We start from the raw sequence: 10,638 nt of genomic DNA, 5'->3' as shown, positions 1-10,638 counted from the left end.
GCCCCGGTAGTGCGTCGTCCGCCTTGGGGGGCGGGTCGTCGGCTGGGGTAGGGGAGCGCGTATCCGTTGGCATGTCGCGCTGCGCGACGGGGCTCGTCTTTGGAGTATCCATGGCGCGAGATTGTAGCGCCGGCTACGTGCGGGCCGCGCGTAGCGCACGCTCTAGTGCGTCTAGTTGCGCTGGCGTGCCGACGTTGGCCCATTGTCCGAGGAACAGCTCGCCGCTGGCGCGGCCTGCAGCAATTGTCGCGCGATAGTACGGCGTGAGTGCACATCGCGTGCCGCGCGGCAAGTCGGCGAACATCCGTGTGTCGTACACGCCGATGTTGCCGAACGTGTAGCGCGGCGCGCCGTCCAAACTCAGCGAGGCGCCGTTCAACACGAAGTCGCCGCATGAATGAAAGGGTGGGTTGGGCACCATCACCAGGTGCATGCCCGGCGCGTCGAGCGCGGTCAGCTGTTGTGCTGCCGCACGTAACCGCGTGTAATCGTAGTTGCAGTAGATGTCGCCGCTCACGGCCACGATGAGCGCCGGCGTGCCGCGGTGCTCCAGCAGGGCACGGGCCTGTGCGATGCCGCCGGCCGTTTCCAGCGCATCCGGCGAGTAGCGCAGCGTGACGCCGAAGCGCTGGCCGTTGCCCAGGCGCGTTTTGATCTGTTCGCCCAGCCACCCGTGGTTAATCACGATGGTGGTGAAGCCGGCTGCGGCCAGCCGCTCGATCTGCCACTCAATCAACGCCCGTCCGCCTACCTCGAGCAGCGGCTTCGGACAGGTGTCGCTCAGTGGCCGCATCCGTTCACCGCGCCCGGCGGCAAAGATCATCGCGGTATCCAGCGTCGCATCGATACCTCGCGCTGTGCATTTGAACATCATTCGCCCTGCTTAGAACGTGTAGCCGACTTGCACCGCGCGCCCTTCGAGTTCGTCCAACAGTACGGCGAACGGCGTCAATTCCCGGTAGCGTCGGGCCACCTTGCGCGCATAGTCGATAAAGCGCGGCACGTCGGTGAGGTAGCGCGGCTTGCTGTCCCGGTAGTGGAGGCGGGCGAACAGCCCAATGATCTTGATGTGCCGTTGCAAGCCCATCCATTCGAGTTGCCGGTAGAACTTGCCGAAATCCGCGTCCACCGGCAGGCCGGCCTTGCGCGCCCGCTCCCAGTACCAGGCGAAGCAGTCCAACTCAAACGACTCGTCCCAGCTGACGAACGCATCGCGTAGCAGCGATGCGACGTCATAGGTGAGGGGGCCGTGCACCGCATCCTGAAAGTCCAAGATGCCGGGATTGGGCTCGGCCACCATCAGATTGCGGGGCATGAAGTCGCGCAGCATGAACACCTGGGGTTGCGCGAGCGCGCTGCGCACGAGTGCGGCGAATGTCGTGTCGAGCGTCGCGCGTTGCTTGTCGGTCAGTGTCAAGCCCAGATGCCGCTCGACGTACCATTGCGGCATTAGCTCCATTTCGCGGCGCATGAACGGTTCATCGAACACCGGCAGCACGCCGGGGCGCGACGCCGACTGCCACCGGATCAGCGCGTCCAGTGCGTCGCGCATCAGCGCGCGCGCATTAGCCTCGTTCAACACGTCGATGTAGGTGCTCGTGCCCAGATCGGTCAGCAGCATGAAGCCGCGCTCGACGTCCTGCGCAAACACCTGGGGTGCGTGCAGACCCGTGTCGTGCAGCAGCGCGGCGATCGCGGCGAATTCGCGACACTTTTCCGGCGGTGGCGCGTCCATCGCGATCAACGTGCCGCGTTCGCCGGCCGAGCTTGCCGCGACCCGGAAATAGCGGCGAAAGCCCGCGTCCGAGGAGGCGAGCGTCAGTGTGTCGGGCGCGAGCCCCAGTGCTGCGGGCAGCGAGCCGAGCCAGTCGCGCAGCAAATCCAGCCGGGGATCGGCAATGGCGAAAGAGGGGCTTGCGCAGGTCTGCGTCATGAAAGTTGCGGGGATACGAAAACGTCTTGCCCTATAATACCCCACGACTTTTTTGATGCGACCAGCACCGGCGCGCGGCGCAGGCCCCGAGGCCGGGGCGGGCAGCTTTGCTGCGACGTTACCCGGGCGGCCGCTCATACCGGGGCGGCGTCGCTTCGTCTACTGCATTCATGCCGCCAACACAGCTCGATCGAACGAATTTGCCACCCGCGCCCCATTCGCGACGCGTGCTTCGCCTGACGCACGTCGCCGCCGCATTGCTTGCGGTACCGGGATTCCTGCCAGCGCTTGCGCACGCGCAATTGACCGGTGCAGCCGCACAGCCGACCCGGCTGGATGCGCCGTGGGGACTACGCGTCGCGCCGCAGCTCGAAGAGCATGTGCTGCCCTCAGGCGCGCCGCCGGCAGTGTTCGGGCTGGGCGAGGTGGCTAGCGGCACCGCGGAGCGCAACGCGTCGCTCGAGGGCAGTGCCGAGTTGCGCCGCTACACGTCCGTGATCAAGGCCGATTCGATTCACTACGACGTGGACACCGATCTGGCCGATGCGTTCGGCAATGTGCATATCGTCAACAATGGCAATGCGTTTGCGGGACCGGACGCGCACTTGAAGGTGGGCGCGTCTGAGGGCTATATCACGCGGCCGAAGTACCACTTCAACCTAACCGGTGGCTCCGGTGCTGCCGAGCGGATCGACATAATCGACGATGCGCGCTCGGTCGTGCACCGCGGTACGTATACCGGATGCCCATGCGACAGCGATCCGGCGTGGTACGTGCGGGCCACGCAGTTCAACATGGATACCGACGCCAACTTGGGCGTGGCGCACAATGGCGTATTGTTCTTCCAGCGCGTGCCGATCTTTGCCAGCCCGTGGCTGTCGTTTCCTCTCTCGGGCGGGCGCCAGAGCGGCTTGCTGCCGCCGACCGGCACGATGAGCTCGACCACCGGCTTTGAGATGTCGCTGCCGTATTATTTCAATCTCGCGCCGAACTACGATCTGACGCTTACGCCCCGGATGATGTCGCGGCGTGGCGTGTTAATTGCGCCCAGTTTTCGCTACCTATCGCCGACGTACTCGGGCAACCTCACCGTCGAGTACCTGCCGTATGACCGCATCACGCACACCAAGCGCTATGCGGTGTTTTTCAACCACAGCCAGAACTTTGGCAACGGCTTCGGCGGATATATCTACTACAACCGAGTGTCGGACAAGACCTATCCGGAGGATCTCGCGTCGGGCAACTCGTTCCTGCTCGGCACGCAGATGCTGTACCAGCAGGAAATCGGCTTGACTTACAACAGTGGTCCGTGGGCCGCACTGCTGCGCGAGCAGCATTGGCAGACGCTGCCACCATCGACGGCGCCGTATGGCCGCGAACCCCAGTTGAACGTGAAATACAGCCGCTATAACGTCGGCGGCTTGGATTTTGGCGCCGAGGTTGACGCGACCCGCTTTTCGATCACCACGGCCGATGCGACCGAGGGCGCGCGCTTCGTGTTCAACCCGTACGTCTCGTATCCGATCCTGCGCCCTGGTTACTTCTTCACGCCGAAGGTGCAGTGGCATTTCACGTCATACGACCTATCCACGATCGGCGCGGACGCACCAGGCGGCCAGCCCAAGCGTTTCAACGTCAGCGTGCCGACGCTGAGCCTTGACTCCGGCCTGGTGTTTGACCGCAGCCTTCACCTGTTTGGCCAGGACTACATCCAAACGCTGGAACCGCGCCTGTACTATGTGTATACGCCGTACCGGAACCAGCAGTTTGCGCCATTGTTCGATACCGCGGAGGCGGACTTCGGCTTGGCCGAGATTTTCACGGCGAACAGCTTCGTCGGCAATGACCGCATCGCCGATGCAAACCGGCTGACTGCGGCGCTCACGTCACGCTTCATCGACGCGGCATCCGGCGACGAGCGGGCGCGCTTCGTGATCGCGCAGCAGTATTATTTTCGTAACCAGCGCGTGACGTTCACGCCATCGCAACCGACGTCACAGGCCGCGCACTCGGACGTGATCATCGGTTCGTCGTTCAAGCTCGGCGACGGCTTTGCGACCGAACAGGCGTTCCAGTACAACCAGAACAACAATCAGCTGGTGCGCACGAACCTCGGGTTTTCATGGAGCCCGGCCGAGCGTCGCGTGCTGAACGCGGCGTACCGCTATACGCGCTCGAACACGACGCTATCCTACGAGCCGATCAACCAGTTGGTGATCTCCGCGCAGTGGCCGCTTGCGCGACGCCTGTACGGCGTGGGCCGGGTGAATTACGACCTCGTCCGGCACCGCCTGGTCGACGCGTTGGCGGGCTTCGAGTACGATGCGCAATGCTGGTCATTCGGCATCGGGTTGCAGAAATACGCAAACGGCGTCAACAGTTCGAACCAGCCGTCCACCGGGACACGGATGCTCGCGCAACTGCAACTCAAGGGTTTTGCGACGATCGACAATGGGCTGGGGCCGCAATTCCGAGCGAGCGTGCCGGGTTACCAGCCGGTGCCGCCGCTGCCTGCGCCGCAGGCCCGGTTCACTCACTATCAATGAGACAATGTCGGTGGGTGGCGGACGGTGTCCGGCCCGTGCCGGTTTTTACCTGAACGGAGTAATGGTGGGAATGATGAAGACGATACGCTCGGCACTTCTGCAGTGCGTGCTTGCGCTATCTGCGCTCGGCGCGCTGGCGCCGCTCAACGGTGCGCACGCGCAAGCGTTGCCGTCGCATCAGACCGGACAGGAGGTGGATCGCATTGTCGCGGTCGTGAACAACGACGTGATCACGCGCCGCGAGCTTGACTTGCGTATGGCGCTGATCACACGCCGCCTGCAGCAGCAGAACGCGCCGTTGCCGTCGCCGGACCAGTTGCAGCTGCAGGTGCTGAATCAAATAGTTCTTGAGCGCATCCAGCTGCAGCGGGCCAAGGACGACGGCATCGTGATTGACGATGCGACGCTGCAACGCACGCTGACCCGGCTCGCGCAGGCGAACAACATGTCGCTCGACATGTACCGCGCACGGTTGGAGGCCGAGGGCGTGCCCTGGTCGGTGTTTAGCGCCGATGCGCGCAACGAGTTGCTGCTCTCGAAGCTGCGCGAGAAGGAAGTGGACAGCCGGATCACCGTGTCGGATGCGGAAGTGGCCAACTATATTGCCAGCCAGCGCGGGCCGACGCAGCGCGTGCATCAGGACCTGCGCTTTGAACATATCCTGATCAAGGCCGCGCTGAACGCGCCGCAGACTGAGATCGAGGCCGCGCGGCAAAAGGCATCGGATTTGCTCAAGCGCGCCCTGGCGAACGAGGACTTCGCGCGGCTCGCGAAAGACAACTCACAGGCGCCCGATGCGTCCAACGGCGGCGACCTCGGATTCCGTTCGATGTCGGCGTTGCCCGAAGCGATGACGCAGGCGGCCTCGCAGCTGCGTCCGGGGCAGGTTAATCCAGAGGTGCTGCGCACGCCGGAAGGTTTCGAGATTGTGCGGCTCGTCGATCGCCGGGTGTCCAGCGGCACGGGCAGCGAAGCGCCGAAGCTCGTGCAAACGCATGCGCGACACATCCTGATCCGGATCGGCGAAGGGCAGTCGGAGCCGGCGGCACGGCAAAAGCTGGTTGAACTGCGCGCACAGATCGAGGCAGGTGGCGACTTCGCGAATTTCGCCCGTACCTACTCGCAGGACGGTTCCGCATCGCAGGGAGGAGACCTGGGATGGATCAGCCCGGGCGAGACCGTGCCGGAATTCGAGCGGGCAATGAACAACCTGAAGGATGGCGAAATCAGCCAACCCATCCGGACCGAGTACGGTTATCACCTGGTCCAGGTGATCGGCCGCCGCGAAGCGCAAGGTTCTGTTGCGCAGCAGCAGGAGATCGCGCGGCAGGCGATCGGCCAGCGCAAAGCCGAGCAAGCCTATGCAGACTGGCTGCGGCAGCTGCGTGACAGCTCGTATGTGCAGTACAAGTTGGACGGACCGGCCTGAGCCCCGCGGAGCGGAACGTGACGACACCCGTTCGCATTGCGATCACCACCGGCGAGCCGGCCGGCGTCGGTCCGGAGTTGACCGCGCAAGCATTTGCGCGCGAGGCCGGGCGCTGGCGCGGGGACGCGCACTTCACGGTGCTCGGCGATCGCCGGCTGCTGGCCGAGCGCGCGAAGCAGGCGGGTGTGGATCCTGCCGTGTGGTCGACCGCGGCGGGCGCCGCTGTCGTGCTGCGCGATGTGCCGCTCGGCGCGCCGAGTGTGGCCGGCGTGCTGGACGCGGCAAACGGCCGCTATGTGCTCGCGCTGTTGGATGCGGCGATTGACGGCGCACTGGACGGCACGTTCGATGCCATTGTCACCGCGCCGCTGCAAAAAAGCACGATCAACGATGCCGGCGTGCCGTTCACCGGCCATACCGAATACCTGGCCGAGCGTACCGGTACGCCACGCGTCGTGATGATGCTGTCCGGCACCGGCGAGCAGCCGCTGCGCGTAGCCCTTGCCACCACGCATCTGGCACTTCGCGACGTGCCCGACGCGTTGAGCATCGACGGGCTGGTCGACACGTTGGCAATTGTCGATCGTGACTTGCGCGCGCGTTTCGGCATCGCGTCGCCGCGTATCCTTGTCGCCGGCCTCAACCCGCATGCGGGCGAGAACGGCTATTTGGGCCGCGAGGAAATTGACGTGATCGCACCGGCATTGCAGCGCGCGCGTGCATCTGGCATCGATGCACGCGGGCCGTATCCGGCCGATACGCTGTTCCAGCCGCGCTACCTGCGCGATGCCGATTGCGTGTTGGCGATGTACCACGACCAGGGCTTGCCGGTGCTCAAGTTCGCCACGTTCGGTGAGGGCATCAACGTCACGTTGGGATTGCCGATCGTGCGCACCTCCGTCGATCATGGCACGGCGCTCGACCTGGCGGGCACCGGCCGCGCCGATTGCGGCAGTTTGATTGCGGCGATCGATACCGCTGTGTCGATGGCTCGCCATCGACGGCACGCGGCGGCAGGCCGTTAACGGCCGCGTATGACCCGCTGAACGCGGCGGCGTGCCGGGCATCGCGCTGGCCGCCGCCATGCATCTGATTCGAAACGAGCTGCTTCATGAGTCATCGTCAGCACCAAGGCCACTTTGCGCGCAAGCGCTTTGGCCAGAATTTCCTTGTCGACACGGGCATGATCGACGCAATCGTGGAGGCGATCCGCCCGCAACCCGCGGACCGACTCGTGGAGATCGGCCCGGGCCTGGGCGCGTTGACCGCGCCGCTACTCGAGCGCGTGCAAACATTGCATGCGCTCGAGCTTGACCGTGACCTAATCGCGCGGCTGCAGCAGCGTTTTGGCAGCCGGCTCGTGTTGCATGCAGGCGACGCGCTGGCGTTCGACTTCGCTTCACTGGCTGATTCGGCGCATATCGGCGCGTCGCTCCGGGTGGTTGGGAATCTGCCGTATAACATCTCGAGTCCGCTGTTGTTCCACCTCGCGTCGTTTGCCGATGACGTGATTGACCAGCACTTCATGCTGCAGAACGAAGTGGTTGAGCGAATGATCGCCGAGCCGGGGAGTAAGGACTACAGCCGCCTGACCGTGATGCTGCAGTATCGATATGCGATCGACAAACTGATCGAGGTGCCGCCTGAGTCGTTCGAGCCGGCGCCGAAGGTGACCTCGGCGGTGGTGCGGATGATTCCGCGCGCCGCCGGCGACGTGCCGCCGGTCGATATCACTCGTCTTGGCGAAGTCGTGACGGCCGCGTTTTCGCAGCGCCGCAAAATGTTGCGCAATACGCTGGCGGCCTATCGGAGTCGAGTCGATTTTGACGCGCTCGGCTTTGATCTTGCGCGTCGTGCCGAGGATGTGCCGGTGCTTGAATACGTCGCGCTGGCGCAGCAGGTTGACGCCGGTGCAGGCTCGATGGGTAGCGTAGGCGCGGGTGGTGCGTTGGATCCTGAATCGACGCGTTAACACGTCTGCCTGCCCGCTTCGTGCGGCGTGCCGTGACGTTCCCATTTCAATCAAACATGGGTCGTGCTGATTAACGAGTAGGGTTAGAAAATGCCGGGCCTCTCGGAGGTCGAGTGCTGCAAACTTACGCTGACATTCAGCACGCAGAGGCTCGCGGCCGGCGTCAGAGTGGGAATGATGCAGCAGCGCATTGCCTTGTCTGGGATTTGGACTTACACTGTTAGCTAATATTTATTAGCTAACTTGGGTGGGAGGGCCGATATGTTGACTGTGAACATGCACGACGCTAAATCGCGGCTGTCGAGTTTGGTTGAACAACTTGAAGTGGGGCAAGAAAGCGAGGTGATCATTGCCCGGCATGGCACGCCCGTCGCACGGTTGGTGCCCTTTACCGCCCCCAAACGGATTGGCGCGGCACAGCATTTACTCGCCGGATTGGGCGTGCCGACTACCGTTGAGGCATTTAACGCGAACGACGATGTCATCGCAGCTGACTTTGAGGCGAGTGCAGGGCAAGGTCTTTTGCCGTGAAAGTGCTACTTGACACGCATATTGCGCTGTGGGCGGCAGAAGGTGCACCGCAGCTGTCTGCCCAAACCATCGAAATCATCGAGAATCCGGCCAATACGCTGCTGGTCAGTGCGGCGGCCATTTGGGAAATTGCAATCAAACACGCGAAGGGCAATCTGCGCATTCATCCGCGTGAAGCGCGCTTGGCGTTCCGTCTAGCGGGCTTCGCGCAGCTACCGATTATCAATGACCATGCAGAGATGGTCGCATTACTACCAACGCATGAAGATCACGCCGATCCGTTTGATCGCCTTATGGTAGCGCAAGCCCTCCACGAGGGGATCGCGCTGTTAAGCGCTGACCCGAAAATGTGGCGCTATCACCCGACGCTCATGCTGCAAGCCTAACGATAGCCAGAATGGGGGTGATTCGCATACATCGTTGTGGGTAAAGCTCAGGAGTTTAGGTTGGGGAGCATCAACGCTACGCGAGGCCGACGACGGCCACGAGCGTCCACTCGGCCACAGGGTGGTGCCGGTTGGGCCCGCCAGTGCCAGCACACGATGGCGAAGGCATCAAACGGCTTGCGGACTAACGCGGCGGTAACAGCCACCTGGATTAAGGACGTTTTTTCTCGATGAACTCGATCTTGTAGCCGTCCGGATCCTCGACGAAGGCGATCACCGTGGTGCCATGCTTCATCGGGCCGGCCTCGCGCGTGACCTTGCCGCCCTTCGCGCGCACCGCGTCGCACGCGTCACGGGCGTTGTCCACGGCAATCGCCAGATGGCCAAAGCCAGTGCCCGGCTCATAGACCGAGGTGTCCCAATTATGGGTCAATTCGATCACCGTATGGTCGTCCTCGTTACCGTAGCCGACGAACGCAAGCGTAAAGCGGCCTTCCGGATAGTCACGCTTGCGTAGCAATTGCATGCCTAGCACGTTCGTGTAGAAGTCCAGCGATCGCTCCAGGTTGCCGACTCGAAGCATTGTATGAAGAAGTCGCATGGTGGGATCCTTGAAATGTCGATGGCGTTGTGGGGAACGCGATAACAGCACCGTACGGCAGGCACGGCGCGATACGGCGAGGATTTTAACCCGCGCAGCACGGCTTTGCGCGATGCGGCCAAACGGCGCCGGTGAGCGTTACAGCGTGGGCAGCAGCTCGGGCGGATGGTTCTTCAACAAGCTGCGCGCCTCACGGAATTCCGGGAAGATCGACGCGACTGTGTTCCAGAAACGCGAGCTATGGTTCATTTCACGCAAATGCGCGAGTTCGTGCGCGACGACATAGTCGACGATCGACAGCGGAAAATGGATCAAGCGCCAGTTTAGCCGGATCTTGCCGTCGCTCGAGCAGCTCCCCCAGCGGGTTGCCGCCGATGACAGCGCGTACGCGCTATGTCGCACACCGAGGCGTTGTGCATAGAGGTCGAGCCGCTCGCCGAACAGGCGTCGGGCTTCCTGCTGCAGCCAGCCCTGTACACGATCCTTGATCTGCTGCGCGTGCGCATCCGGCGGCAAGCCCAGCTCGAGCATGGCCCGTTCGGGGTCATGCCGCAACGTGCCGCTTGACGACGTGATAGCGACGGTCAACGGCTTGCCTAGATAGGGCAAGGTCGCGCCATCGGTCCAGACGATCCGCGGCAGTGCGCGTTGTTCCGTGCGTGTTTGCCACTCGGCCAGCTTGGCGAAGATCCAACGCTGCTTGTCGGCGAGCGCCGCTTCGATATCAGCCAGCGTGGTCCAACGTGGTGCAGTGACGGCCAGTCCGTTGCCGTCGATTGAGAATCCGATAGTGCGTCGCGCGGAACGCTTGAGCCGATAATCGAGCCGGTGCGAGCCAAGGTACACGCAGCGCAGCCGGTTGCCGTCCGGCAGCTGAGTCTCGTTGTGCGGCGTGGCACCCGTCGGCAGTAATGGCGCTGGCGTCGCGTTTGCCGGGCCGGGGGACGGATGCAACGATGGCAACAGTGCGGCAAGCGGCTCCACCGGCGTTTGCGCCTGCAACGGTGGCAACGAGGGCAACGGTGCCGACGGTGGTTGCATCGATTCGGCACCGGGCCGGGGTGAGCAGGCGCCGCCGGCGGGTGCCGCCGCGCAGGTGGGCTCTGGCCCGGCCGGGACTTCGACGGATAGGCCCGGCAACGCGTTGCTGCTGTCGAACAGCGGCAGGTCGAGTTGACGCGAATCGAGCGCCGCGCGGCGCGGCAGGGGCGCGTGAGCCATGGCTATCGGGTTCGACGGG

General features: G+C 63.5%; 10 protein-coding genes. 6 read left to right on the top strand and 4 right to left on the bottom strand.

All coding sequences use genetic code 11. The annotated features are described in order from the left end of the window. Positions 1 to 133 precede the first annotated feature (133 nt). Entirely contained in the window at positions 134 to 871 is a 738-nt protein-coding gene (gene murU / locus KQH55_RS11965; RefSeq protein WP_235091113.1) for an N-acetylmuramate alpha-1-phosphate uridylyltransferase MurU, read from the bottom strand. Positions 872 to 883: 12 nt separating this feature from the next. Continuing rightward, positions 884 to 1,933, bottom strand: coding sequence for an aminoglycoside phosphotransferase family protein (locus tag KQH55_RS11960; RefSeq protein ID WP_076796268.1), 1,050 nt, complete (start codon positions 1,931 to 1,933; stop codon positions 884 to 886). Positions 1,934 to 2,103: 170 nt separating this feature from the next. Here KQH55_RS11960 and KQH55_RS11955 point away from each other — a divergent pair, with 170 nt between their 5' ends. The 6 genes from KQH55_RS11955 (at position 2,104) to KQH55_RS11930 (ending at position 8,797) form a co-directional block, all read left to right on the top strand. Then, positions 2,104 to 4,479: an LPS-assembly protein LptD gene (locus tag KQH55_RS11955; protein ID WP_076786103.1), complete on the top strand. Its 2,376-nt coding sequence runs from the start codon at positions 2,104 to 2,106 to the stop codon at positions 4,477 to 4,479. A gap of 70 nt (positions 4,480 to 4,549) precedes the next feature. Further along, positions 4,550 to 5,908 (top strand): peptidylprolyl isomerase, encoded by a 1,359-nt coding sequence (locus KQH55_RS11950; RefSeq protein WP_076786104.1) that lies wholly within the window; start codon positions 4,550 to 4,552, stop codon positions 5,906 to 5,908. Positions 5,909 to 5,925: 17 nt separating this feature from the next. After that, positions 5,926 to 6,933: a 4-hydroxythreonine-4-phosphate dehydrogenase PdxA gene (pdxA, locus tag KQH55_RS11945; RefSeq protein ID WP_373566391.1), complete on the top strand. Its 1,008-nt coding sequence runs from the start codon at positions 5,926 to 5,928 to the stop codon at positions 6,931 to 6,933. 86 nt (positions 6,934 to 7,019) lie between these two features. Continuing rightward, positions 7,020 to 7,880, top strand: a complete 861-nt coding sequence (rsmA, locus tag KQH55_RS11940) for a 16S rRNA (adenine(1518)-N(6)/adenine(1519)-N(6))-dimethyltransferase RsmA (protein ID WP_076796260.1) — start codon at positions 7,020 to 7,022, stop codon at positions 7,878 to 7,880. 261 nt (positions 7,881 to 8,141) lie between these two features. Then, complete coding sequence (locus KQH55_RS11935) at positions 8,142 to 8,411, top strand: type II toxin-antitoxin system Phd/YefM family antitoxin (protein ID WP_076796258.1); 270 nt, start codon at positions 8,142 to 8,144, stop codon at positions 8,409 to 8,411. Next, complete coding sequence (locus KQH55_RS11930) at positions 8,408 to 8,797, top strand: type II toxin-antitoxin system VapC family toxin (RefSeq protein ID WP_076786108.1); 390 nt, start codon at positions 8,408 to 8,410, stop codon at positions 8,795 to 8,797. The genes KQH55_RS11935 and KQH55_RS11930 overlap by 4 nt, the downstream gene beginning before the upstream one ends. Positions 8,798 to 9,008: 211 nt before the next feature. On the opposite strand, the gene gloA is transcribed toward KQH55_RS11930, so the two are convergent. Together gloA and KQH55_RS11920 are read right to left on the bottom strand one after the other, a co-directional pair. Beyond that, positions 9,009 to 9,398 (bottom strand): lactoylglutathione lyase, encoded by a 390-nt coding sequence (gene gloA, locus KQH55_RS11925; protein WP_076786109.1) that lies wholly within the window; start codon positions 9,396 to 9,398, stop codon positions 9,009 to 9,011. A 138-nt stretch (positions 9,399 to 9,536) separates the two neighbouring features. Next, the gene (locus KQH55_RS11920) at positions 9,537 to 10,619 is read right to left on the bottom strand and encodes a M48 family metallopeptidase (protein ID WP_235091111.1); all 1,083 of its coding nucleotides are present in this window, start codon (positions 10,617 to 10,619) and stop codon (positions 9,537 to 9,539) included. Between the last annotated feature and the right edge of the window lie 19 nt (positions 10,620 to 10,638).

Origin of the sequence: Mycetohabitans sp. B3 (genome assembly GCF_021498065.1) — a bacterium.
Taxonomy (GTDB): Bacteria; Pseudomonadota; Gammaproteobacteria; order Burkholderiales; family Burkholderiaceae; genus Mycetohabitans.
This window is presented reverse-complemented; position numbering and strand designations above follow the sequence as displayed.